Source organism: Cytobacillus sp. Bva_UNVM-123 (genome assembly GCF_046351715.2).
GTDB lineage: Bacteria > Bacillota > Bacilli > Bacillales > Cytobacillaceae > Cytobacillus.
This window is the reverse complement of sequence record NZ_CM177772.1, coordinates 4,594,050-4,619,360: the sequence shown is the minus strand read 5'-3', so window position 1 is coordinate 4,619,360 and position 25,311 is coordinate 4,594,050. Positions and strand designations below refer to the sequence as shown.

Below are 25,311 nucleotides of genomic sequence, written 5' to 3'. Positions count from 1 at the left end.
TTAAATCAAGTATGTCTTTTAGCTTCAGCAAAGGACGACATATTTCTATATTACTAGTGAAAATTTTACTGAAGAAGAATGGAGAAACTTGATGAGTTTAATAATGAAGCACTCCTCGTTTCACCGTTCTTCTTCCTTTGAGTCAATCTCTATCATTCTCATTTCTATCACCAATAAGCCAACTTTTTTTATAAGTAAAAAACTTGCTTCTACTTACTTTAATTATAAAAACGAGAGCGAATTGGTAAGGGCAACCTTATTGATAAAACAACATAATTTATAATTCTTAAAAAGAGCCTTTTATATTTTTTTAGTAACATTTTTACCTTTCCAAAAGATGGGTTCTTATGGTTTGATTTCTCTCTTTATAGGAAAGATAGCGAACAATTCTTGCTTCCTTTTTTTAATTTTCATGTTTATCCTTAGCAATTTGTCTCTGATTTTCCTGTAATATATTTATTTTGATCGGAAAAAAATCTAAATTTGTTTGGTTATGGCTTTAAAACAACTTTAATACAGTTATCTTCTTTGTTGTTAAATATATGATATCCGTGTGGGGCTTCTTCCAAAGGCATAGTGTGAGTAATGATTTTTGTAGGATCGATATCCCCATTTTTTATTTTGTCATACAAGTATGGCATATAATGACGAGCTGGCGCTTGTCCCATTTTTATTGAGATGTTTCGAGCAAAAAAAGCACCTAATGGGAACATATTATATAAACCACCATAAACCCCCGTTATTTGTAATGTTCCACCTTTACGAACAGCTTTGGTCGCAATTTGAATCGAGCCTAATGTTCCACCTTGAAGCTTTAATTTTTGTTCTACCCATTCAAGTGGAGACTTTTTACCATCCATCCCCACGCAATCGATTACAACTTCTGCCCCGCCTTTTGTTAATTCCTTTAATGTTTCACCCATATCATCATATTCGGTAAAGTCAAATGTTTCTGTTCTATTCATTTTTTTTGAGTGCTCAAGTCGATTCGTAATATAATCTATCGCAATAACAGGCTCTGCGCCTTTCTCCCAGGCAAATTGTTGCGCCATTAATCCGACGGGCCCACAACCTAAGACAATAACAGTATCTCCTTTTTTAACCCCTGCATGATCAACACTCCAATAGGCTGTAGGAAGTACATCTGATAAAAACAATAATGACTCATCCTCTAATTCGCAATCCTCTGGAATAAGAAAAGGGGTATAGTTGCCAAAAGGGACCCTTAAATATTCAGCCTGTCCGCCAGGATAATTTCCAAATTTTTCAGAGTATCCTAAGTACCCCCCTGAATCATAGTGAGGATTAGAATTATCACATTGACTTTCTAGATCATGTTGACAGTAATGGCAGGTGCCGCACGCTATGGTAAATGGAATTACTACACGGTCTCCCTTTTTCACACTCGTAACATTCGGTCCCACTTCTTCAACAATTCCCATCGGTTCATGGCCAATTACATAGCCAATAGGCAAAGGCAAATTTCCTTGATATAAATGGAGATCTGAACCGCAAATAGCTGTTGAAGTTACTTTTATAATTACATCTTCATGGTCTTGTATCTTTGGTGCTTCTGCCTTTTTTACTGCTACTTCGTATTTTCCCTGATATGTGACAGCCCTCATGATGTCCTCCTAACTATTTTTACAAACTTAATGTTTAATTCCGTCAATGTAACGTCCATAGTCTGGAATTGCCATACGGTCAAACTCTTGTACAAGACTTTTTAATCCGTTTGATAATATTTCTCCGGAAATGGGTGTTCCGTGACCAGTAACCGCAACTTTTGGTCTTAAAGCTTCTAATTTTTTCACTGATTCCCATGCTGCATGCCAATCGGTCGTAAAGTATCTCGGAGGTCCACTGACTTCTTGTTTTTGGGCTAACACCTTATACAATGAGTCCTGCCTGACTGTAACAAATGCATCCCCGGCAATAAGCGAACTGTCCTCATCCCTAAATAATGATATATGTCCTGGTGAGTGTCCTGGTGAATGAATCCATCTCCATCCAAGCATTCCAGGTACACTTCCGTCAGAGGGTAACTTTTCAACATTGCTTCCTAGGTTTATCGGTTCATTTGGAAACATAGGGGACATCTTAGCAACAAATCCTCCCTCAACAGTTGAATCTGGTTCAGGATAACTCTTTTTCCCAGTTAAATAAGGTAATTCTAGTTCATGCGCAAAAACAGGGACATTCCAATGCCTTACTAAATCAACAACAGCTCCCACATGGTCAAAGTGTCCATGTGTCAAAATAATTGCTTTAGGCCTGCTATTTGAACCAAACCTCTTTTCTACTGCTGAAAGAATATTATCCGCAGATTTTGGCATTCCTGTATCAATTAAAACCCATTCATTTTTTTGTTCTGGGTTACCAAAGAGACAGATATTAACAATTTGAATTGTATAATAGTACAGGTCCTGAGCAACCTCACCGCCAAGATGAGTTGAAACGGATGTTACGGGAATAAATTTATGATCTTTACTGTATTCCATATTAGTATCCATTTATTAACCCCCCCCCACATAGTGATTTATTAGTAGTATGCGTTCATTAAATTGAACCTAATCATCTTAGCTTTTTTCTACAATGCAAAGCATGAACAATCTGCTCTCATGTTAAAAAGTCTGTTGAGATTTTAGAGAAAATGCATGCTTAATAAAGAGAATAAAGCGAAGGCTAAAGAGTTGGATGTTGAATGAAAAAGAGCGGTTGAATATAAATTAATAAGCATTGTTCTTCTTTTTTATGTTCAAGAAAAAAGAATTTTATTAAGTGGACTAAAAAAATATAGGAATTATTTGGGAATAAAAAAACAAAGTCCATCAAGATTTGGGAGAATGGACTTTGTTCAGATTGAATTAATTGTTTTCAGGTACTTGTAAGTGTAATGGTGGAGGGATTAACCAACCTTTTTCCTTATTGAGTTTTAAAAATTTTGCACCTAAAAGAGCTTTTGCTGTATGGAATTGACCAAACATTAAAGCGACATCTTCACGAATGCATTGTCCAATTATTTGACTGCAAGCAACTAAGCCAGCTGCTATGTCCATAGAAATTGCTGCACTGATTTCAGGATCTGCAAATCTTGCACCTACAGGGATACTTTCGAGATCAGCTGTTGGACGGTCAGGAGGTGTAGGAGGAAGACCTACACCATTTACTTTAAGAAGCTCTTCGGTTTGGCTTATTTCCTGTTTTAAACCTTGTATTGCTTCTTCAATCAGTTTTTTTAGGTCATCATCACCAGTGTGATTAGCAAAGGTTTGGTAACCAGCATGAAGTCCCTTAGCAACAGATAAGTAGCTCCAAGTTCCAAAAACTTCACCATAATGCATAGGCTCATTTTGAGGATTACCGCTTAGAATTCCCATGAAAACACTCCTTAATTTGAAAGACATATTAAGCTTTCTCCTTTTTTGTTGGATACTCGATATCCACACGGATTAGTTTTCAACTGGAATTAAAAAATATACATGATTTTTGTTTTTATGTAATTTACATAATTGTTGTCGCTTTAGAACAAATCCCGTTTAAAGTTAAAAAAGTGCTGAGGATATCCAATTTCCTCAGCACTTACATTTAAACCGATTAACCTTTTTCACTCTTTAATCCGAGGTCTAGCAGGATCACAGTTTGGCTTATCAAGATTCGCTGATTCACTTAACTTCATTAAATAATAACATTCTTCACGAAACATATGATCCGCCATTAACGGGGCAAATGTCCCTAATGCTTGCTTACTTAGCTCTAGTTCTTCTATTTCTTGTAAAAAGTTTTGCAATAATTTTATTTCTAACTGGGCGTCAGAATTGAATTTTACCAAAGCGGGAAACGTTGATAAATTTGTTCTTAAATATCCTGCCATTTCTACAGCTTTTAAGTAAAAATCTTCAAAATGCCTTGTAAATAAATCACTTTTCTCCCTTAATCTCTTCTCAACACCGTCTAAATTGGATGAAATCGCCTCTGAATGACCAGCTGCATCTAATAACCACACAAGATGATGATGTAGTTCGTGATAAATTGGGGGAACTTGCCCTGCTTTTAAATGTTTTAAAATTCGAAGATATTCTTCTAATTCATTCAACATATGATTAATAAAGGTAGGTGAAAGGTGAATTTTGATTTTCCCGATAAGGTGTTTTCTTAATAAATCTAATTTAAAATCTCGAAGTTTTATTGCTTCTACTTCGGCATTTTCTGTTAATTTCATGAGATCGTTGGATTCGGCTTGATCCAGAAGTGTATCAAATACCCGAATAAATGTTGAAGCTTTTTCAATTTCCACTTTCTGAACGGGTGCTAAAGCTTCATGAATAAACCTAGAATGATCACCTAAAATTTGAAGCCAAAACCGATGTTCAAATCTTGCTGTTTTCTCAAAAACATCATTCATACTTACTCCCCCTTTTCAAAAACCTATACAATTCTGATATTTATTCCTTTTTTATCGGGAAAATTCTCAAATAAGGGTGATTAAGTTTAGTTTATAAAAGGGAATGTACCAAACTTTTTAAACGATGTTGTGCCATAAACTCTTTAAAAATGGAATGAAATTTTGCAAATCAATTGTATCGAGGTGTAATCATGGATCATTTTCAAAAGCTTTCTAATAAACAATTGTTAGTTCCTCCGTTTCGAAGGGAAACGGGTGTTTCAAAAGATCAGATTCCGGTATATTCTACAATTAATCCTATTGTCCCGCCATTTCTCCCATACCGATGTGTATGTAAATATCCAAGATTCCCATCCGCACAGGAGCAAATTGAGATTATAAAAAATAATAATCTTCAAAATTAGGGGTGAAAGGTATGGCATGGGATACCTCTAGGGTTGATATGAATATCTATTCACAAGGTAAAATAGACTGAATGGTTTATTCAACATGCAATATATGTTCAAATGGCTGTGGATGTTTTATTGCTGTTAAAGATGACAAGATTGTCGGAATTATGGGGAATGAGTATTATCCGATAAATAAGGGTCGGCTCGGTCCAAAGGGTGAAAATCAATGGTGGGCTAATAACAGTATAGACCGCTTATCTACACCATTAATACGTCATAATGGAAAGCTGTTGTCCGCAACTTGGGAAGATGCCTACTCATTATTAGTGGAAAAAACAAAGGGTATTCTAAGAAGGAAAGGACCAGGAGGTTTAGCCTTTTATCATACAGGTCAAGCATATCTTGAGGAATATTATACGATTGCCAAAATTACCCGTGCAGGTCTACGAACGCATCATGTTGATGCCAACACAAGGCCATGTACGGCAACAGCAGAATGGTCTCTTATACAAAGTTTTGGTGCTGATGGACCTCCTGCTTGTCAAGAAGATATTGATTTAACAGATGTAGTCGTTTTCTTTGGGAGAAACTCAAACGAAACGAATACTGTTTTTTGGAACAGAAGTTGAGTTTATTAAACAATGCTTTGTGTTTTTACAAATCAGGTCGTTCAAACCTGTGGAAAAAGAGATTCTCTTTATATTATCACTCCAAAATTTCAAGAATTGGCAGGACTATGGTAAGTATTTGGTGTAATCCCAAAAGCCTGCCTTTTTGGGCATCCTTTTTTTGAACATAAAAAGATAAGAAAATCGTTCCTATTCATATAGAAAGGAAGATTTTCTTATTCTTTACTCAAGTAATAAATGTTTAAGATTTAATAAACGATTTTCTGGTATTTTACAAGCTTGACATAGATAAGTTTCAATAGACCCATATTTTTCGATAATCTCTTCGTAAACCTCTTCTAAATAATCTCGGCGAACTTCCAATACTGGTTTCATGCGGTCTGATGAGACTCGAAAAAGGCTCACCCATCTCACGAATTTTTCAATTTTTTCCATGCGTGGTCCAATTAAAACATTCGAAAATAAATATTCGTCTAAAACGTTTTGATAGGGTACTCCCACAAGTAATTGAATAAGGGCACTTACAAAACCTGTTCGATCCTTTCCCCCTGTACAGTGAATAAGTGCAGGCACATTCTCTTGTTCTGATAGAAAAGATATAATCTCATGAAGTTGAGTATAACTGCTAAAAGCCATATTATAATACAAATCTTTCATTATTTTTTCAAAATCGATTGTGCTTGTTTTAGTTGTTAAAAACTTAAAAAACTCAAGATGTGTAAATTGTTGACTTCGATCTTGAATCGAAATATTGATTACTTGTATTCCATGTTCTGACTTAATTCGGCTCGGTTTTGATTTTTGTTCACTCGGAGTTCTTAAATCACAAATTGATTTTATCTTTAGCTGTGAAAATTTTACTAAATCGTTCCCTGTTAAGCGAGATAATTCATCTGAACGAAACAAAACGCCTTTTTTCATGATTCTTCCATCTATTGTTTTTAATCCACCGATTTCTCGAAAATTATATGGTCCATCAAATTGATATCGTTTTTCTTTTTCTACTTCCATCATCATAATTTCCCCACCATGGCTAGAATGTTAAGATTTTTTTCATGTTTACTTCTATTCATAGAGAAGTTAAGATAAGTATATATAATTGGTGACTAAAAATCCACAAAAAGTCACATCGTTTTCATAAAGGAGATATTCTATGCCAAAATTTACAGAACAAGAAAAAGAGCAGATTCGCCAATCTCTCTTAATAAAAGGGAAAGAAATATTTATTAAATATGGTCTAACTAAAACGAGTATTGACGATATTGTACTGGCATGTGGAATTGGCAAGGGCTCATTTTATAAGTTTTTTTCTTCTAAAGAGGAGCTCTATTATGAAATTTTAAAAAATGAAGAAGAAATTCGTGAAACAGTGCTGAATGAGCTATTTCGTGAAAAGCTTTCCCCGAAAGAATTATTAGCTTCTTTTTTCCATACATCTTTTGAATTAGTCGAGGAAAATCCATTTCTTCAACAAGTTTTTCAAAATGATGATCATGAGCGTCTTAATCGAAAGCTTCCTGAGCAAATGTTGGAATTTTCGAAGGAGAATACAGAAAGAGGCATTCATGCCGTCAATATGTTAATGGAGAGGGGAGTATTACCTCAAGATGATCCAAAAGTCATCGTAGGAATTATCCAAGCTATTATGATGATTCGTTTACACAAACACGAAATTGGTGAAGACGTATTTCCTAAAGTAATAGCGCAAATTATTGAGTTTATCGCAGAAGGATTTACGAAAGAAGCAAAAAGAAAGTAAAAGAATATACGAATGTGCTTTCATAAGGTTTATAAAAAGAGAGTGCTCCTAAAAGTTATACTTTTTAGGAGTACTCTCTCTATTTTTATATAAAAAACAAAATCTGTAAAACTGAGAATGCAATCGTTCCTATGATTGGCACAATCTTCAAGGCTAAGGAGCCATTTGTATTCGAAATCAACGGCTCAAATGGATTATTTGCTGGTGAAGCTAGAATATGGATGAATCGATCCCATCTTTTTCGCTTCATCGGAAAATCAGGGATCGTAACGTGATATTCATCTAACTTCGAGCGGAGATGATGTTCTTTTTTAAAGGGATCTTGACTCATAATATTCGCCCTCCAATTCTTGCTTTAAAAGTTGAATCGCTTTATGCAATCTTGACTTAACGGTTCCTTTTGGAATATCAAGGATCACGGCTATTTCTTCTTGCGGCATATCATGATAGTAATAAAGTAAAACAACGGCGCGCTGCTTTTCAGGCAGTTTTGTAACCGCATCTCGAACTGTTATTCGATCGGCATGCTGAATATCAATACTTTTTACGGGGGTAAGAAAAGGCAGGAGAGTTCGCCATTTTTTCCGTCGATTTAATCGATCAATCATTAATCGATAGGCAATTTGAAAAAGATAAGATTTAATCTTTCCTTTGTTAGGATCGTAATAGTGTCTATATCGTTGTAATTTCATGAATGTATCTTGTACGATATCAATACTCAATTGCTCATCTCTTGAATATCGGAAAATAAAGGCATAAAGTGCTTGTTTTAAGTGAACATAAATGCCTTCTAATGCTTCATCATCCCCATTTTGATAGGCGATCATTAACTCATCTTCTCTATCAATCAATTTCATCTCCCCAACGTTCTTTAATCGTTTTTAATGTCAATGAAACACGGAAAATTAAGTAAAGAAAAGAGACGAGCGTCCATGCTTGTGCTTGATTTGTAAAAAATTGCACAAAAACATTTTCAACTGTTTTCCCCATTGTTATTAAAAAATTTAAAGATTGAACGCAAATAATCGAATAAATAACTAGTATAAGTGTAAGTGTATCAAAAACATTCCAACGTAAATATATTTTTGTTTTCTTAAAATTGATCTTCCCATTTTCACGAATAACATATTTGCGATCCATCGGTATCGCAATAGCTAAAATAATCGTCATCAATACGCCAGCAACAATCAGCGAAACAATCCAGCCAGTATCCAAAGAAACGAACCTCCATTTCTATTCTTTACTAGTTTATACAATTGAGAAGCCAGAAAGGTTCATTAATGATTCCAATATTTTTGGTAAAGCTAATTATAAAATAATAGTAAAGGTGGAATTGTGGAACATATGAAAGCAACAGATGTGCTCGTAAAATGTTTAGAAGAAGAAGGGGTACAATATATTTTTGGCATTATGGGCAAAGAAACGCTCGACTTCATTGATTCATTATCAAAGTCTAAGCAAATTCAGTTTGTCAATGTAAGACATGAACAAGGCGCTGCTTTTATGGCTGATGTATATGGGAGGCTGTCACAAAAGCCTGGAGTTTGTTTGGCAACATTAGGACCAGGGGCAACAAATTTATTGACAGGGATAGCGAGTGCGGCATTGGATCACTCACCAGTAGTGGCAATTACTGGTCAGGCTGGCTTTGAAAGACAGCATAAAGAATCCCATCAATATATACAGATTGTAAAAATGTATGAACAAGTGACAAAGTGGAGTATCCAAATTAAGGATTCACAATCAATCCCTGAAATCATTCGTAAAGCATTTAGATTTGCAACTATGGAAAAGCCTGGGCCAGTGCTTATCGAGTTGCCGGAAAATTTAGCAGCCCAAATGATTCCAAATAGCTCTATTCCTGCTGCTCCAATTCCAAAGAGTATTCCCATTATTGAATTACTTCAGGAAACAGCTTCATTAATCAATCAATCTTTAAAACCATTTATCATTGTTGGCAATGGTGTATGTAGAGAGCCAATGAAAGATGAATTGAGAATTTTTATTGATAAATTACTTGCACCTGTTGTCCATAGTTTTAAGGCAAAAGGGATACTGCCTAAAAATCATCCGCAAAATTATTATACGTTTGGATTTAATGAGCGGGATGAAGTATTAAAAGGGATTGAAGAGTCTGACCTCCTGATTGTAATTGGTTTTGATTTTGTTGAAAGGCTTCCAAAGGAGTGGAATAAAAAGAAACGTCCGGTTATCCATATCGCTGCAGTTCCTGCAGAAATAGATGAATATTACCCGTTAAAAATGGAATTGGTAGGAAATTTAGAACAAACACTTCAAGCATTGAATAAGTTAGAAATTTTCCCAAGAACGTGGGTTCCGTCTGAAAATTTAAAAGAACGAATTGAACAAGCATATCAGCTTCAGGAAGGAATAAACGAATCTTTTTCCATTATTTCAATCTTACATAAGATTGAAAAGCTAGCTTCAGAACGTACGATTATTATTTCTGATGTCGGGGCACACAAAGTTTCAATCGCCCGTACGTATCAGCCGAAACAACCAAATCGACTAATTATGTCTAATGGTCTTGCTGCGATGGGAATCGCCTTGCCTGGAGCAATCGGAGCGAAGCTTGCCTGTCCTAATGCTCCGGTTATTTGTATTACTGGTGATGGTGGGGCGTTAATGAACTTTGCTGAGATTGAGACTGCTACCCGATTAGGTCTGTCTTTTATTATCATCATCCTAAATGATGCGAAGCTTAAATTAGAAGAAGAGATGATGATGAAAACATTTCATAATCGTTATGGGACAGCCTTTGGGAACCCTGATTTTATGAAGCTTGCGAATAGCTTTCACATAAAAGGGCTAAAGCCGGTAAATATTGGCGAATTTGAAAAGATGCTAACAGAAGCTCAATTGAAAAATGAACTAACATTAATTGAAATCCAATTAGATACGTAAGAGGGTTATACGGGATCAAGCAAAGATGACGACCCCTTTTAGAATACATAAAAAATACTCTTTTCTAAAAGGTGGTCATGATGGAGCAGTTGAAACAGTAGAATTTTTGCCATTAATAAAATAAGTAAACGAGCCTCTAAGACTGGTTGACTTGAAAATTACGGGGATTTAAGGAAGGTGAATTTTTTAATTAATATTTTACTGATCACCATCCAAAGCCAACTATAAAAAAATGAGAAAACAAAAATCATTCCGACTACTAGAATACTAAATGAATGAGAAACAACTGGCCCTAAAACTGGAAAATTCAAACCGTATAAAAGTAGACAAATTCCTGCTGTTAAGGCAATTGCACCATACAGAACGATACTTACTCCCTTTTTTAAATAATAGATAGACACTCCAATCGCAATGCCTAACAGCCCTGTTGTAAATGGAAACACGATTAATTCACTTGGCTGTACGATTAATAGCAGCAGGATCGTTAATAAATAGGCGAAGAAACCGAGTGTTTGTGAAAAAGCAGCAGAAAGGATAATGGGAGCAGTTGCTAACGGATTAATTAAATACCCGATCCCAGGGAAAAACCCCCCAGCTGATTGGAAAATAGCACTAAAACTACTTAATAATGATATAAACACAATTTTTTTTACTTTTGAATGCTTTAAAAATTCCAGTTGCAATTGCTTTACTTTATTTAGAAAAGTGTCATGATTTCCCATTAGATTCCCCCCAATAATCTCGTTAACAATTTTCCTGTATGATGTGTGTAGCTTTTTTATTTGAATAATATGCAAGCAAAAAGATTTTATTAATGTATTGGGCGATGTTATTTGCAGTAATAAATTAAAAAAGAGAGAGTCCCTAAAAGTTATACTTTTGGGACACCCTCTATTAATCCCATCTAATTGAAATGGACTTGTGACTGTTTATTTGTGAATCGTTTATTCATGTAAAAAAACAAAGTATATAAAAGTACGGAAAATAGGATTCCCGTAAACCATGAGATTCGATATAAAGGCTCAAGAAAAGCCATATATTTCCCTACTAAACTCATGCCTCCTGCCATGACAGTTGCAAGTAATGCGGGAATGTTCACCCCACCTGAAAGAGGCCCTGCAATTTTTAAAGAATATAACTCTTGTATATGAATCTTTCTTTTACTAATAAAGAAGTAATGTGTCAGCATTACCCCGATTACAGGACTTAACAAGCCCCCAACGATATTTAAAAATGAAAAAATACTTGTAGAGTTTTCCATGAGCTTCCAAGGCATAATAAGAATACCGATTGTCGTTGCAATAAGAGCGCCTAATTTAAAATTAATTTTTCCCGGAAAAAGGGCAGCAAGCTGATTACCAGCAGGAATGATATTTCCAATGATGTTGACTGATAAAGTAGATAAGCAAAGGGTAAGCAATGAAAGGGCAATGGCAAATATGTTGTCAAAACGATCCACCGCTTCAAGGACATTCCAAATGGGTACCCCAAATGCAATTTCTGAGCCGATAATAATCGAAATACTTGCAACAGCAAACAACAAATACGTGAAAATAAGACCTAATATTTGTCCAAGTGCTTGTTCTTTATTAGAGCGGGAAAACCTTGTTACATCTGAAACACTTAATATTTGCGCAACCCATGTGGCTAAAATGGCGGACATACAAGCGATGAAAACGAAAAAGCTATTCCCCTCAACACCTCTTGAACTATAGCTCAAAATCGGCGTTATCCCTCCTGCGAGATGAATGGCCCAAATCGACATTCCTCCGAAAACAACCAAAACTAAGGGAGAAATAAGCTTTGTCAGCTTCCCTAATGCATTTATTCCTGTAAAAATAAAGAGGATATGAATGAGCCAAAAAATGATGAAAGCGATTAGATTCGGTAAACCCAAACCTAAAAAACTCCAATTCCCCCCAATTGTTAAAAAGGAAGGCCAGAATTTTCCGATTAAAATCAATATAGCAATACTGCCAGCATACGTTTGCAATCCAAACCACATGATGGCAGTAATGAGACCTCTAAGTACTCCAGGTATAAGTGCTCCTTTAATCCCGTAGCTAGCTCGAAGGAGGATAGGAAAGGGGATTCCATATTTTCCACCTGCATGGCCATTTAACACCATCATTCCAGCTAATAATATCGAGGAAATCATAATAATTGAAAAAACTTGCCAAACGGACAAGCCAATAGCAAAGAATCCGCCAATTGTTATATAGGATGGGATGTTGTGAACAGATCCCATCCAAATCGAGAAAAAATGTCCAAACGTCCATGTTCGTGCATCTTTTTTCGTTGGGAATAAATCTAAGCTATCAGCGGTTTCTTCTTCAAGCAAAGCTTGTTTAAGCTCCAAAAGTTGTCACTCCTACTCATTGTTTTTAAATAGAGCTAATCTGACTTTGAAAGATAAAAAAATGTAAACAATTATGCAAATCAATGTTGAGATTGAAAAACTCATCCAAATGGCGATTAAGCTTTCAGTATATCGTTGAAATATATAGCCTGCCGCCGCACCAATGAATGATGAGAAAGGTACGATGGAAGGAAGTACCCTTTTACTGAGAACAATATAAAGCATTGGTCCAATCATAGCAGCGTAAATATTCCCGAAGAAAAAAAGTAATTCGATAAGGCTTGGGGTAAGAAACGTGACGATTCCAAGTAAAAACACACACACTCCACCTGCAAAAATATACGTATATTTCCATTTATCATGATCAGTTAAAGGATGAATAAATAATTCCAAAACATTTCTTACGAATAATGCAGTTGTCGCATGTAATTCGGCTGTAATAGCAGCTGAGATCGCACTAAAACAAAAAAGGACAAATAAGATAATTAAAATGGAGGACTGGATTCTATCGACAAGCTCAAAAATTAAGGAATACATATTTTCATAACTTCTGCCAAATATAATAATCATGATTAAAGATGACAAAGCGAGAGGGATGGTCGCCCATATTAACCCAGCTAATGTAAAGGTCATCTGCACTTTTTCTTTTTTTATAATAAATACTCTTTGCCATGTGGCTCGATCAATGACAACTTGTCCAAAGCCGATTAAGATCGCAGTGAAGATAAATAAGGTTGCGTCTGTATTTTTGAAATACAGAATATAAGGGTGAAACAGTCTAATCCCTTCATATACCGGATGGACACCTTCTTGAATAAAAAAATAGACAGGGATTACGATAACGGCTCCAAATATCAATGTGACGTTTATGCCTGAAAGCTGGTGCAGCCGTTGCATTCCGCCAACTCCACCGATAAAAAAACAAACTAATAGAAAAAACAGCATCCCAATAAAGACAGGAATCGGAAAGATCATATGTGTGAGTATACCAGCTCCCATTGCCTGAACAAATAAAGAATCTAAGCTTGTGAAAAGAAGGAGGGAAATCATATACCAATAACCAGCAGGGTGTAGCTTCTTCCTCAACACATCGCCGATTGTATAGTCATCTGGATAGTTTTTTCGAATTTTTTTTGCTAAAAAACCAAACAAAATAAGGGCAAATGCGCCCATTAATGAATAGCCAATCCCACCTATCAGGCCATATTTTATTAATGTTTCTGGAGAGGAAAGAATCGTATTTCCTGTTACCCATCGTGCTAATAAACTGACAATTCCAAAGCTCACACCAAGCTTTATCACACCACTTATATAATATTGATAATCAGCCTTATTCACCGGAAAGTCTCCTTTAGGCGATAATCTCGTGGAGACTGCCCAGTTGTTTTGCGAAATATTTGGCTGAAATAATGCTGGCTATTAAAGCCGCATCTTTCCGAGATTGTACTAATACTAAGATCAGGATATTCAATAAGCATTTTTTGAGCTTGCACTAACCGATAATCATTTAAGTATTCGGAAAAGCCTGTTCCGACTTCTTCATGAAATTTTCGGCTTAAGTAGGCAGAATTTATATGAATTTTCGAAGCTAAATAATTTAATGTTAATTTATCACTAAATTCTTGATGAATAATTTTCAGAGCGCTTGCGATTTGTTCTGAGTAACGTCCTAAACGTTCATATTTTTTCAAAACGGCTGCGAGTTCATCTTCAATCACGGGCTTTGTAATATAATCAACTACACCAAGTCTAATGGAGGCTTGCGCATATTCAAAATTCTGAAAGGCCGTAACCATAATAATGTCCATTTTGTATGAGTGGGATAGCTCCATAGCTAATGCTAATCCTGATTTTCCAGGAAGCTGTATGTCTAAAAAGGCAAGGAAGATATCATGCTGCTTGACGATTTGCAGCGCTTGTGACGCATCTAGTGCTTTAAAGAAATGCCAATTTGGAAACTTTTTTTGAATTAAATACTCAAGTTGGTCTAATTCAAGTTGTTCATCATCTACGAGCAAGATATTCATCTGAAATATTCGCCTCCTTCATATTCTGATTTGTATACAATCGGGAAACTCGCTAAAACGGTTGTGCCATTTTCTGAACTCGATAAAGCTACAGAAGGGCTATCGTTTGGGAAAAGGAGCTTCAGTCTCTTCGCAATATTTTCTAACCCGAGACCTCTCTCATCGGAAAGCTCCTCATCATCGTTAAAGGAATTATTCCAAACATTGATCTGAACTGTATTTTCCTCTTTTTCAATCACGATTTTTAAAAATGCTTCACCCGCATATTTTTCGAATGCGTGTTTAAAAGCATTTTCGATAAGCGTTTGGATTAAAAAAGGAATGATAACCGCCTCAGTAATCATTGGATCTGTTGAAATCTCAAAATGAAGCCTGTTTCGAAATCTGATTTTCTGAATGTCTAAATAATAATTGACATATGTTAATTCCTCTTCGATTGTAAATAAACGATTGCTCGCTTGATACTTAAATTTAAGCAGCTTAGAAAGAGCCTCTATTGAATGTATTAAATCTGTCTTTCGATCAAGTCTCGCTAAGCTTAAAATGGAATTTAACGTATTAAAAAAGAAATGTGGTTCAATTTCTTGGTTTAATTGATTATAAAGAGCTGTTTGTAATTCCCTTTCTAACGCAATTTCTCGCGTTTGCTTTTCAAGAAGATCTATTCGTTTTTCGAAAATAAATAAAAATAGCAATGTGAACGCTCCGAGCAAAGGGGCTAACACACAAAGCATAATATAGAGGGAGAAAGTATCAATGGATAGCATCTTCGTCATTCTCCTTAATGTAGAAAAAGGGAGGCTAATAAACTCCCTTTTTTAATATTACATTTTATCTAAATTAATATTATTTGGAAATAGAATTATCGCGTATTAACGGGCTGTAAAAAACATCCACTTCGAGAAATATAGAGAATAATACATTCTAAGTAGGTTACAACAGCCCGTAAAAATCCGATTGATTCAACTAACAATCAAGTGGGGGATGGGGCAGACTAAGAACGCAGTGTCCTGTCGCAATGTCTGCACTAGCACTTCCTGTGAGTTGTAAAACCCCACTGATTGAAGTTTCACCTTATTGAACCAAATTTTCAGCAAAGTGGCAGCTGACAAAATGATTTTCACCTAGTTCTCGTAAAGCTGGTTCTTCCGCTTTACATTTTTCTGTTGCAAAGGGACAGCGGGTATGAAAGCGGCATCCGCTAGGCGGATTAATCGGGGAGGGGACATCTCCCTTCAAAATAATGCGTTCATTTTTTACCGTTGGGTTTGGAACGGGAATGGATGACAATAATGCTCGAGTATACGGATGAAGCGGTGAATCAAACATAGATTTCTTCTCCGCAATTTCAACGACCTTTCCTAAATACATGACCATAACCCGATCGGAAATATGGCGCACAACACTTAAATCATGAGAAATAAAGAGAAAGGTTAACTTAAATTGTTTTTGCAGCTTTTTTAATAAATTTAGAATTTGTGCTTGAATGGATACGTCCAATGCAGAAACAGCTTCATCACAAATAATTAATTTAGGATTTACTGCAAGCGCTCGGGCAATCCCGATTCGCTGACGCTGACCGCCACTAAATTCATGTGGATAACGATCAAGCGCCTCGGCAGGAAGGCCGACAAGTCCTAGTAATTCTAACATTCTATCTACTCTTTTAGATTTTTCAACGACATCTTGAATCGCCATTGCCTCATTTAATATTTGTTTCACTGTCTGTCGAGGGTTTAATGATGCAAACGGATCTTGAAAAATAACCTGTAAATCTCCTCTTAGTTTTCTCATCTCTCTTTTATTTAAATCTAAAATGTTTTGTCCCGAATAATAAACTTTTCCATCTGTTGGTTCATCAAGTCGCAAAATCGCACGGCCAGTTGTTGATTTCCCACAGCCTGATTCACCAACGATGCTTAAAGTTTCACCTTCAAAAAGGTGAAAGGATATATCATCTACTGCTTTTACATAGGCTTTAGGTTTAAAAAGGGAGTCAGATTTGACAGGGAAATATTGCTTCAAATGGTCAACTTGTAATAATACCTTTTTTTCTGATGTAGCCTGCATTATTTGATAGCCTCCTCTTTTTTAACTTGATCGTTCCAATTATCTGTATACATCCAACAACGTACCTTTTCACCATCATTTTGTTCTATAAGGTCTGGTAACTGATTGTGACAAATTGGCTGTTGGAAAGGACATCTAGAGGCAAAGCGGCAACCTGCTGGCATATTATATGGACTTGGGACACTGCCTTCAATCGTTTGGAGCTCTTCCTGATCCTCGTGAATTTTTGGCAATGAATTTAGCAAGCCTTGTGTATATGGATGTTTAGGATCGGCAAAAATCTTGTCAGTAGGTGCATGTTCGATAATATTACCGGCGTACATAACGGCAACTGTGTCACATGTTTCGGCAACGACACCTAAATCATGAGTAATCATAATGACACCCATCCCAAGCTTCGTTTGCAAGTCTTTAATTAATTCGAGTATTTGTGCTTGGATCGTTACATCTAATGCCGTTGTTGGCTCATCTGCAATTAAAACTTCGGGTGTACAGGCAAGAGCCATCGCAATCATTACCCGCTGTCGCATCCCACCGCTTAATTGGAAGGGCTCTTGCTTCGCTCTTTTTTCTGGTGAAGGAATTCCGACAAGCATTAACATTTCAACAGCCTTCTCCCAAGCTGCTTTTCGGCCCATTTTTTGGTGTAGACGAAGAGCTTCAGCGATCTGCTCTCCTACAGGAATGACAGGGTTCAATGAGGTCATTGGCTCTTGGAAAATCATTGAAATTTCATTTCCGCGAATTTTTCTCATCTCCTCCTCTGACATCGTAACTAAATCTTTTCCTTTGAATAATACTTGTCCACCTGCAATTTTTCCAGGTGGTGATGCGATAAGGCGTAGAATGGAAAGGGATGTCATGCTTTTGCCACAGCCTGATTCACCCACAATCCCTAGTGTTTCTCCTTTTTGCAATGTAAAGTCAATTCCATCAACCGCTTTACTCACACCACGCTTCGTATAGAAATGAGTTTTTAATCCTTTCACTTCTAAAATGGGTTGATTTTTTGCAGTCATGCCCATTCACCACCTTTTAATTTAATTCAATTCGTTTATTAAAGAATCGGTAGAAAATATCAACTAACAAGTTTACAGCGACGAAGATTAGGGAAGCTACTAATACTCCACCTTGAACCATTGGCAGATCCCGCATTCGAATGGCATCAACGATTAATCGTCCTAATCCATTAATTGCAAAAATCGATTCTACTAGAACGGTGCCGCCAAGGAGGGCGCCAAACTGTAAACCAACGACTGTGATGACAGGAATTAATGCATTTCGTAAACCATGCTTATAAATGATGACGCGCTCGCGAAGTCCTTTCGCTCTTGCTGTACGAATATAATCTTGGCGAATAACCTCAAGCATGCTCGATCTAGTCATGCGGGCAACTATGGCAGCGCCGCCAGCCCCTAATGTAAAGGACGGAAGAATGACATGGAGGATGCTATCCCATCCAGCAACCGGAAGAATATGAAGCTTAACGGAGAAGAAATACATCATCATTAAACCAAACCAAAAGCTTGGCAAGGATATTCCCAGTAAGGCAACTAACATGACACCTGTATCAGTAAGGGAGTAAGGCTTAATCGCAGAAATAATCCCTGCTGCCATTCCTAACACGATCGTAATCAGAATACTAAAAAAAGCGAGCTCCATTGTAATAGGTAATCTAACTAATATTTCATCTAAAACAGGCTGACTATTTTTAAGAGAGATACCGAAATCTCCTTGAAAAACATTAAATAAATATTCGAAATACTGGACGAATAATGGGCGATTTAATCCTAACTGTTCACGTAAGGCTTCAATCGTTTCCCTTGAAGCACCTTCACCTGCAAGCAATACGGCAGGATCACCTGGAACAAGCTGCATAATAAAGAAAACAACAAACGTTACCCCAATAATGACTGGAATGGTTTGGATTAAACGGCGAAAAATAAACATGAACATCGATTCCTACCTCCTCTTAACTATTGTTTCATTCGTGGATCAAACGCATCCCGAAGTCCATCACCAAAAATATTGAAACCTAAAACGAGAATTGAAATGGCCAAGCCAGGAAATAAAGCAATATAAGGTGCCGAGAATAAGAAATCTCTCCCATTACTTAACATCGTTCCCCATTCAGGTGAAGGAGGCTGAGCACCAAGGCCAAGAAATGATAAGCCTGCAGCTGATAGAATGGCTGTAGCAAGACGCAAAGTTCCTTGAACAATAATGGGTGAGAGAATATTCGGAAAAATATGTTTGAAAATAATAATGGCATCACTGGCTCCGAGTGACCGAATGGCATCAATATACTCAAGCTGTTTCACTTCTAACGTTGAACCGCGAACAATTCGAGCAAATAAAGGGATGGAAAACGCCCCGACTGCAATCGTAACATTAATCAAGCTCGGCCCTAATGCACTAATGATCGCAAGTGCAAGTAGGATTCCAGGGAAGGCGAGCATGACATCCATAATTCTCATAATGACGGTGTCGACCCATTTTCCGTAATAACCTGCAACTAATCCAAGAATGATGCCAAAAAATGCACCGAATAATACAGCTGCAAAACCGACTCCCATTGAAAGTCTTGAACCATATAAAATACGACTTAAAATGTCTCTTCCTTTATCATCTGTCCCCATCCAATGGTCAGTGGATGGCGGCATTAATTTATTTTCTAATTTAATTTCAAATGGATCATATGGAGCAAGGAGTGGTGCAAATAAAGCAATAAAAATATAAATAGCAACGATAATCGCTCCAACCATTGCGGCTTTATTCATTCGTAATATAGAGAAGAAGTTTTTTAATTTTGATAATTTTAGTTGATTACTAGTTTTTGTGATGATAACTTCTTGTTCAGCTTTTGCTTCTATAGACATGTAAAGCCCTCCTTATTTTTTTGAAGTAAGCTCTGTTAACCATGGCTGTTGATTTCCGCTCCAGGTTGCTTAGCGATCGCGGGCGATCTCGGGAGCCTCCTCGGCGCTATCGCACCTGCGGGGTCTCCCTTGTCCCTTCCTCCCGCAGGAGTCTCGCACCTTCCGCTCCAATCAACAGGTGCAAAAATCAACATTGTCCTTTAACAGAGCCTTGAAGTAAGATGTTTAATGCTCGTTATTGTTCGTCCTCCTTCAGATATATAATTTTCATCTTAAATAATCTGTAATGAGACATATGGGTGTTTCTTTTAAAAAAATATTGTTGGTCGAACTTAAAGCGTAAAAGTCGACCAACAATGTCCACGAAATTTGGGGGTAAAATCATGATTTTGTTTTGTGGATTATGTACAAATTATCAAAATTAATCGGAAAGTAAATATTTTTTAAATTGTTTGTCAAAATAGTTAAAATTTTAGTAAATATTCTGTAAATATTCCAGCGAATCATCTTCTATAATGCAAATAAGCATTTGCGGAGGGAAGGTGAGAACAGCTTCACATTGAAAGTTCAGAATTTTTAACTTTATTCGGTGAAAATCATCCCATCTATAGTGAGATGAAGGAAAGCAAGCAAGTAAAGAGGGGTTCAAGTTGTAGCTAAATAAAATAAAAACAATAAAGGAGACAGAAAAATGGCCAGAAAAAAACGGACCATAAGAAATGGCATGCTATTTGTATTAATTGGATTACTGCTATTATTTGCTCAAGCATGTTCGACAAAAACAACCACATCAAATGAATCAACAGGGAAAAAAGAAACAGCTAAAGATGGCGGAACTTTAACGGTTGTCCGACTTTCAGACGCAACAAAGCTTGATCCGCACTTTATTACTGATATTCCGTCCGCGAATATTGTTTATCAAAAAGTGTATGAAGGCTTAGTTAAGCCAGATAAAGATTTCAAAATTCAGCCATCGTTAGCGAAGGAATGGAAAATTATCGATGATACAACATGGGAATTTAAGCTGCAGGAGGGCGTTACTTTCCATGATGGAGCCCCATTTAATGCTGAAGCAGTAAAAACAACCTTTGATCGCGTGCTCGATCCAAAAACGGAATCTCCACAACGTGAAAAGTTCACGATGATTAAAGAAGTAAAGGTTGTTGATGAATATACAGTTCAAATATTACTTGAGTATCCATTTGCTCCACTTCTATCAATACTGGCTAGCCAAGAAGGAAGCATGATTAGTCCAAAAGCGATAGCAGAGAACCCTGAGAATTTATCGACGCATCCAGTTGGAACGGGTCCTTTCGTTTTCGAGTCATGGAAGACAGGTCAAGAAATTTCATTAAAGAAAAATGAAAACTACTGGGGTAAAAAACCGAATATTGATCGCGTTGTTTTCAAAGTAGTTCCTGAGGATGCTACCCGTCTAGCAATGATTGAAACAGGTGAAGCACATATTAATGATCAAGTGCCTGTAACAGAACTTGAACGGATTGAAGCGTCAGATACAATGGGTCTTTATCGTACAGATGGACTAGCTGTTGAGTACATTGGTTTTAACACGAAGAAAAAACCGTTTGATGATGTAAGAGTACGTCAAGCAATTAGCCATGCAATTGAAAGAGAAGCTATTATTAAAGGTGTCTATAATAATGTCGGAACTCTAGCTAATGAAGCAATGAGTCCGAAGGTGCTAGGATATAGTGATAAAATTAAGCCTTATGATTATGATTTGAATGAAGCAAAGAAATTGTTGAAAGAAGCAGGTTTTGGCAATGGGCTAGAGCTTAATTTATTAACGAGCGACCGTAAAGAGCGAATTAATATGGCTGAAGTGATTCAATCTCAATTAAAAGGGATTGGCGTCAACGTGAAAATTCAAGTGATGGAATATGGAGCTTATATTGATATGATCGGTAAAGGTGAGCATGATTTATTTATCGGCGGATGGGGAAATGCAACTGGTGATGGAGATTATAATCAATACAGTCTATTCCATTCTGCTTCACAAGGACCTCCAGGAAACCATTTCTACTACAGCAATCCAGAGGTTGATAAAATGATTGAGGCAGCCCGTCAAGAAACAGACGAAGCAAAGCGTTTAAAACTATATGAAGACGTTATGCAAAAAGAAATGGATGATGCCGTATATATTCCAATCCGCAACTACGAGCATATCGCTGCATACAGCAAAAATGTAAGTGGTTTTTGGTTAAATGCTGCTAGCTATCTCATGATTGATGATGTTGTAATTAAGTAGGAGAATTTTAGAAGTATATTATAATGAAAGAATAAAATTGTGGAGAGTACTTTTGATGTTAAAAAGTACTCTTTCCCAAATTGGAGGAATGAAAATGACTGCTTTTTGGTTAACAAATGTCCGTTTAGAAAAGGGTTTCATTTATGATCATGATCGTATTGCAGCAACCGAAACGGAAATTGCCCATTTAAAAATTGAAGATGGAAAAATTACCGAAATCTCGCAATTTACCCCAGATTCGATTGAATCACAAGTTGATGCACATGGAATGCTTCTTCTCCCAACTTTAAGAGATATGCATATTCATATCGATAAAACGTACTATGGGGGTCCATGGAAAGCGTGTACTCCGATTACAAACGGAATTTTCACGAGATTAGAAGAAGAAAAAGAATTACTACCAAAGCTTTTACCAACGGCACAAGAACGTGCTGAAAAAATGATTGAATTGTATTTAAAAAACGGACATACTCATATTCGCACTCATTGTAATGTTGATCCTGTCATTGGGCTGAAGAATTTAGAAGCTACAGTTAAGGCATTGGAGAAATATGAAGATGTCCTTACATATGAAATCGTTGCCTTTCCTCAGCACGGCTTGCTAAAGAGTAATTCAGTTCAACTCATACGTGATGCAATGAAGAATGGGGCAACATTAGTTGGTGGTGTCGATCCAGCGACTGTAGACCGAAATATTGAAAAATCTTTAAATACGATTTTTGAAATTGCAGTTGAGAACAACAAAGGGGTCGATATTCATCTACATGACCCGAACTCCCTTGGGGCGTTTACATTTGAGAGAATGGCTCATTATACGAAAGAAGCAGGCCTGAAAGGAAGAGCAACCATTAGCCATGGGATTGCATTAGGGGATTTGCAAGGAGATGAGCTAACAGAGCTCACTGCACACTTAAGTGAACAAGAGATTGATGTGACGACAACAGTTCCGATTAATCGCCCGACGATTCCGATTCCAACACTAGATAAATTGGGCATTCCAGTATCTGTTGGCCATGACAGTATTACAGACCATTGGTCACCATTTGGGACTGGGAACACCATCCAAAAGTTAAGTGTTTTAGCCGAAAGATTTCGGATGATGGACGAATATTCACTTACAAGAGCATTAAAGTATGGAACGGGTGGCATTACACCTTTGAATGAAAAAGGTGAACGTGTATGGCCAAAGGTTGGCGATGATGCCACAATGATGCTCGTTCAAGCTACATGCTCAGCTGAAGCCATTGCAAGAAGAACAACAGTGCAATCTCTATACTTTAAAGGGAAAAAAGTTGAAAGTAAGCGTACGGATGATGTAAAGGCAAATTAAGCGAAGTAAGAAAAATACTTATTCGTCGAAAATCCAATAGTCTGTAGATAAGAGGAGGAAAAGGAATGTCATCATATTGGCTGACAAATGTCCGCTTAGAGACTGGTTATATTCAAGATGAAAAGGGAGCTTATAGTACAAAAACTGAGCTTTTCCATTTGAAAATTAATGACGGGATAATTGCTGAAAAACAGCCTGCCGGCTATATAATTCCAGATGGAGATGTAGTGGTTAATGGGAAAGGATTCTTAGCTGTCCCAACCTTTAAGGAAATGCATAATCATTTAGATAAAACATATCTTTCTCTTGATTGGAAAGCGTGTAAACCTGTCAAGAATTTAGAAGAACGTCTACGTTATGAAGCGATGGAGCTTGTAGAATTAGAACCGACAACAAAGCAACGGGCAAGTGAAATGATTGAGCTGATTCTTTCTCGTGGTTCAACACATATTCGTACACACGTAAATATTGATCCGTATATCGGTTTGAAGAACTTAGAAGGTGTTCAAGCTGCTTTGGAGGATTATTCCGATAAATTAACGTATGAAATTGTTGCTTTTCCACAGCATGGTCTTTTAAGAGACAATGTGCCTGCATTAATGAAAGAGGCAATGCGTTCTGGTGCTCATATCATTGGAGGTCTGGACCCTGCAGGTATTGATCGAAATATTGAAAAATCACTTTATGAAGTAATGAGTCTTGCAACCGAATTTAATGCGGATGTCGATATTCATCTACATGATAATGGCCATGTTGGTTATTATACCGTTGATAAACTAGCGGAAATGGCGGTGGATGCAAAATGGCATAATCGTGTAGCGGTCAGCCATGCCTTTAGCTTAGGTGAAGTACCTGTGCCTCAGCAAGTAGAAATTGCAGAAAAGCTAAGTGCAGCCGGCATGTCCATCATGTCGACGATCCCGATTACAAAAACATTGCCGCCAATTGAGCTTTTGGATCAAAAAGGGGTTAAAGTTTATTTAGGCTGTGACGGTTTCTTTGATTCTTGGAGTCCGTTTGGAAATGGCGATGTACTTGAAAAGGTCACTCGTTATTGTGAGCTATTTCGTCGGAGTGATGAGCGTTCATTAGCACAGTCATTAAAATGGGCAACAGGTGGACCAACCCCATTAACAAAGGCTGGCGAGGTTGCATGGCCGCTAGTCGGCGATGATGCAAATATTGTATTAGTTGATGCGGCATGTTCTGCAGAAGCAGTCGCAAGAACATCGAAGCGTGAGGCTGTGTTTTTTAAAGGGAAAGTTGTGGCAGGACAGATTTAATTTTCCTCAACGTATGATAAACAGTGTTCTAATTGATGCAAGGAAATGATGGCGAGGGAAAATCCCTCGCTTTTTGTTTCTTTTCTCAATCTTTATGTTTCATTCGTTCTTGAGCCATGCGGACAAGTTCTTTTACCATGCTGCCGCCTATTTCTCCACCGATCTTTCCAGCTTCTGTTGCTGTTAAGGTCCCATTATACCCTTCTTTAAGGGGAACACCAACTTCATTCGCCACTTCATATTTCACGTTGTCAGGGTTTTCTATGTCGACTTTATATCCTTCTTTCGCCATGACTTGTGCTTTCAATTGGTTAAGGGCCTCACGAGATTCAGGAACGAGCGGCTGCCGTTTTTTTCTAGCCATCTAGAATAACCTCCATAAGTCGTCTAATCATTATTATGTTCGAACGAAAAATAAATATCCTCGAAGGTTGAACGAAGAAGCTTGAACATGAAGTTGATAGAAGATATTCTAATGGTAGGTAAAAGATGAGAAAAATAGCTACTAATTAACGTTTAAATGGTTGTTCTGCGATATAGAGGACAAGGCGCTTTATGCTAGCCAGCTCGTTCACTGTGATAAATTTGGAGAAAGAAGGTGGTAAGATTGGTATTGAAATATTTATCCGCCCTGTTTCTGCCTGGGTTGTTAGTCGTATTGTTTACAAGGGTTGCTTATAATCGAGTCATTGCACTTATTTTAACAGTTGCCTTAATCGCTGGCTCCGTTTATAAAGGCTATACTGATTCCATTTGGCTCATAGTTGTTGATGCATTTTCACTAACAGTTGGATTTTGGTATGCACATTGGATGAAACAAAGAGCAAAACAATCAACCTAATACATCTTTTTAGCTAGTAGGAAAGTTTAAGTTTATTAACGTACTAAAGTAAAATCACATTCAAATAAATTACTGCTAATAACACCGCATAAGAAAAGCTAGAGCATTCGCCGAAAGGTCTTGGCTAATGCTGAGTTTTTCTAATA

25 protein-coding genes are annotated in these 25,311 nt (G+C 37.0%); 7 read left to right on the top strand and 18 right to left on the bottom strand.

The genetic code is table 11. From position 1 onward, the window contains the following. Nucleotides 1-491: 491 nt before the first annotated feature. From KDN24_RS23735 to KDN24_RS23720, 4 genes are all read right to left on the bottom strand, one after another. Entirely contained in the window at nucleotides 492-1,625 is a 1,134-nt protein-coding gene (locus KDN24_RS23735; protein ID WP_409973372.1) for a zinc-dependent alcohol dehydrogenase, read from the bottom strand. A 27-nt stretch (nucleotides 1,626-1,652) separates the two neighbouring features. Then, complete coding sequence (locus KDN24_RS23730; RefSeq protein WP_409973373.1) at nucleotides 1,653-2,513, bottom strand: MBL fold metallo-hydrolase; 861 nt, start codon at nucleotides 2,511-2,513, stop codon at nucleotides 1,653-1,655. Nucleotides 2,514-2,867: 354 nt separating this feature from the next. Next, complete coding sequence (locus tag KDN24_RS23725; protein WP_409973374.1) at nucleotides 2,868-3,380, bottom strand: DUF3231 family protein; 513 nt, start codon at nucleotides 3,378-3,380, stop codon at nucleotides 2,868-2,870. 227 nt (nucleotides 3,381-3,607) lie between these two features. Beyond that, nucleotides 3,608-4,405 carry a DUF2935 domain-containing protein gene (locus tag KDN24_RS23720; RefSeq protein ID WP_409973375.1) on the bottom strand — a complete coding sequence of 266 codons (798 nt, stop codon included), beginning with the start codon at nucleotides 4,403-4,405 and terminating at the stop codon, nucleotides 3,608-3,610. A gap of 475 nt (nucleotides 4,406-4,880) precedes the next feature. Here KDN24_RS23720 and KDN24_RS23715 point away from each other — a divergent pair, with 475 nt between their 5' ends. After that, nucleotides 4,881-5,423 carry a molybdopterin-dependent oxidoreductase gene (locus tag KDN24_RS23715; protein ID WP_409973377.1) on the top strand — a complete coding sequence of 181 codons (543 nt, stop codon included), beginning with the start codon at nucleotides 4,881-4,883 and terminating at the stop codon, nucleotides 5,421-5,423. Between the two features lie 222 nt (nucleotides 5,424-5,645). On the opposite strand, the gene KDN24_RS23710 is transcribed toward KDN24_RS23715, so the two are convergent. Next, complete coding sequence (locus KDN24_RS23710) at nucleotides 5,646-6,440, bottom strand: tyrosine-protein phosphatase (RefSeq protein WP_409973378.1); 795 nt, start codon at nucleotides 6,438-6,440, stop codon at nucleotides 5,646-5,648. Nucleotides 6,441-6,576: 136 nt separating this feature from the next. Here KDN24_RS23710 and KDN24_RS23705 point away from each other — a divergent pair, with 136 nt between their 5' ends. Further along, nucleotides 6,577-7,182, top strand: coding sequence for a TetR/AcrR family transcriptional regulator (locus tag KDN24_RS23705; RefSeq protein WP_409973379.1), 606 nt, complete (start codon nucleotides 6,577-6,579; stop codon nucleotides 7,180-7,182). Nucleotides 7,183-7,267: 85 nt separating this feature from the next. On the opposite strand, the gene KDN24_RS23700 is transcribed toward KDN24_RS23705, so the two are convergent. The 3 genes from KDN24_RS23700 to KDN24_RS23690 are packed head-to-tail and all read right to left on the bottom strand — an operon-like array spanning nucleotide 7,268 to nucleotide 8,397. Further along, nucleotides 7,268-7,513, bottom strand: coding sequence for a hypothetical protein (locus tag KDN24_RS23700; protein ID WP_409973380.1), 246 nt, complete (start codon nucleotides 7,511-7,513; stop codon nucleotides 7,268-7,270). Further along, nucleotides 7,494-8,039 carry an RNA polymerase sigma factor gene (locus KDN24_RS23695; RefSeq protein WP_409973381.1) on the bottom strand — a complete coding sequence of 182 codons (546 nt, stop codon included), beginning with the start codon at nucleotides 8,037-8,039 and terminating at the stop codon, nucleotides 7,494-7,496. Before KDN24_RS23695 ends, KDN24_RS23700 begins: the two co-directional genes overlap by 20 nt. Then, nucleotides 8,026-8,397, bottom strand: a complete 372-nt coding sequence (locus tag KDN24_RS23690) for a group-specific protein (RefSeq protein ID WP_409973382.1) — start codon at nucleotides 8,395-8,397, stop codon at nucleotides 8,026-8,028. Before KDN24_RS23690 ends, KDN24_RS23695 begins: the two co-directional genes overlap by 14 nt. Before the next feature lie 129 nt (nucleotides 8,398-8,526). Here KDN24_RS23690 and KDN24_RS23685 point away from each other — a divergent pair, with 129 nt between their 5' ends. Continuing rightward, nucleotides 8,527-10,107, top strand: coding sequence for an acetolactate synthase large subunit (locus tag KDN24_RS23685; RefSeq protein ID WP_409973462.1), 1,581 nt, complete (start codon nucleotides 8,527-8,529; stop codon nucleotides 10,105-10,107). A 158-nt stretch (nucleotides 10,108-10,265) separates the two neighbouring features. Here the strand turns inward: KDN24_RS23685 and KDN24_RS23680 are convergent, their stop codons facing one another. The 9 genes from KDN24_RS23680 to KDN24_RS23640 form a co-directional block, all read right to left on the bottom strand. Beyond that, nucleotides 10,266-10,829, bottom strand: coding sequence for a hypothetical protein (locus KDN24_RS23680; RefSeq protein WP_409973383.1), 564 nt, complete (start codon nucleotides 10,827-10,829; stop codon nucleotides 10,266-10,268). 182 nt (nucleotides 10,830-11,011) lie between these two features. Further along, nucleotides 11,012-12,466 carry an NCS1 family nucleobase:cation symporter gene (gene ncs1 / locus KDN24_RS23675; protein WP_491348194.1) on the bottom strand — a complete coding sequence of 485 codons (1,455 nt, stop codon included), beginning with the start codon at nucleotides 12,464-12,466 and terminating at the stop codon, nucleotides 11,012-11,014. A gap of 12 nt (nucleotides 12,467-12,478) precedes the next feature. Continuing rightward, nucleotides 12,479-13,804: an SLC5/6 family protein gene (locus KDN24_RS23670; protein ID WP_491348193.1), complete on the bottom strand. Its 1,326-nt coding sequence runs from the start codon at nucleotides 13,802-13,804 to the stop codon at nucleotides 12,479-12,481. Continuing rightward, the gene (locus KDN24_RS23665) at nucleotides 13,801-14,493 is read right to left on the bottom strand and encodes a response regulator transcription factor (protein ID WP_409973386.1); all 693 of its coding nucleotides are present in this window, start codon (nucleotides 14,491-14,493) and stop codon (nucleotides 13,801-13,803) included. Before KDN24_RS23665 ends, KDN24_RS23670 begins: the two co-directional genes overlap by 4 nt. After that, nucleotides 14,490-15,269, bottom strand: coding sequence for a sensor histidine kinase (locus KDN24_RS23660; protein WP_409973387.1), 780 nt, complete (start codon nucleotides 15,267-15,269; stop codon nucleotides 14,490-14,492). Before KDN24_RS23660 ends, KDN24_RS23665 begins: the two co-directional genes overlap by 4 nt. A gap of 298 nt (nucleotides 15,270-15,567) precedes the next feature. Then, nucleotides 15,568-16,563 carry an ABC transporter ATP-binding protein gene (locus KDN24_RS23655; RefSeq protein ID WP_409973388.1) on the bottom strand — a complete coding sequence of 332 codons (996 nt, stop codon included), beginning with the start codon at nucleotides 16,561-16,563 and terminating at the stop codon, nucleotides 15,568-15,570. Beyond that, nucleotides 16,563-17,582, bottom strand: coding sequence for an ABC transporter ATP-binding protein (locus KDN24_RS23650; protein ID WP_409973389.1), 1,020 nt, complete (start codon nucleotides 17,580-17,582; stop codon nucleotides 16,563-16,565). Before KDN24_RS23650 ends, KDN24_RS23655 begins: the two co-directional genes overlap by 1 nt. 16 nt (nucleotides 17,583-17,598) lie before the next feature. After that, nucleotides 17,599-18,519 (bottom strand): nickel ABC transporter permease, encoded by a 921-nt coding sequence (gene nikB, locus KDN24_RS23645; RefSeq protein WP_409973390.1) that lies wholly within the window; start codon nucleotides 18,517-18,519, stop codon nucleotides 17,599-17,601. A gap of 20 nt (nucleotides 18,520-18,539) precedes the next feature. Continuing rightward, nucleotides 18,540-19,442, bottom strand: a complete 903-nt coding sequence (locus tag KDN24_RS23640) for an ABC transporter permease (protein WP_409973391.1) — start codon at nucleotides 19,440-19,442, stop codon at nucleotides 18,540-18,542. A 691-nt stretch (nucleotides 19,443-20,133) separates the two neighbouring features. Between KDN24_RS23640 and KDN24_RS23635 the strand changes: the two genes are divergently transcribed. From KDN24_RS23635 to KDN24_RS23625, 3 genes are all read left to right on the top strand, one after another. Continuing rightward, nucleotides 20,134-21,711 carry a glutathione ABC transporter substrate-binding protein gene (locus tag KDN24_RS23635; RefSeq protein WP_409973392.1) on the top strand — a complete coding sequence of 526 codons (1,578 nt, stop codon included), beginning with the start codon at nucleotides 20,134-20,136 and terminating at the stop codon, nucleotides 21,709-21,711. Between the two features lie 94 nt (nucleotides 21,712-21,805). Then, complete coding sequence (locus KDN24_RS23630; protein WP_409973463.1) at nucleotides 21,806-23,041, top strand: amidohydrolase family protein; 1,236 nt, start codon at nucleotides 21,806-21,808, stop codon at nucleotides 23,039-23,041. 65 nt (nucleotides 23,042-23,106) lie between these two features. Continuing rightward, nucleotides 23,107-24,324: an amidohydrolase gene (locus tag KDN24_RS23625; RefSeq protein WP_409973393.1), complete on the top strand. Its 1,218-nt coding sequence runs from the start codon at nucleotides 23,107-23,109 to the stop codon at nucleotides 24,322-24,324. 85 nt (nucleotides 24,325-24,409) lie between these two features. Here the strand turns inward: KDN24_RS23625 and KDN24_RS23620 are convergent, their stop codons facing one another. After that, complete coding sequence (locus KDN24_RS23620) at nucleotides 24,410-24,688, bottom strand: alpha/beta-type small acid-soluble spore protein (protein ID WP_409973394.1); 279 nt, start codon at nucleotides 24,686-24,688, stop codon at nucleotides 24,410-24,412. 243 nt (nucleotides 24,689-24,931) lie between these two features. Between KDN24_RS23620 and KDN24_RS23615 the strand changes: the two genes are divergently transcribed. Beyond that, nucleotides 24,932-25,165, top strand: a complete 234-nt coding sequence (locus KDN24_RS23615) for a CsbA family protein (RefSeq protein WP_409973395.1) — start codon at nucleotides 24,932-24,934, stop codon at nucleotides 25,163-25,165. Nucleotides 25,166-25,311 lie beyond the last annotated feature (146 nt).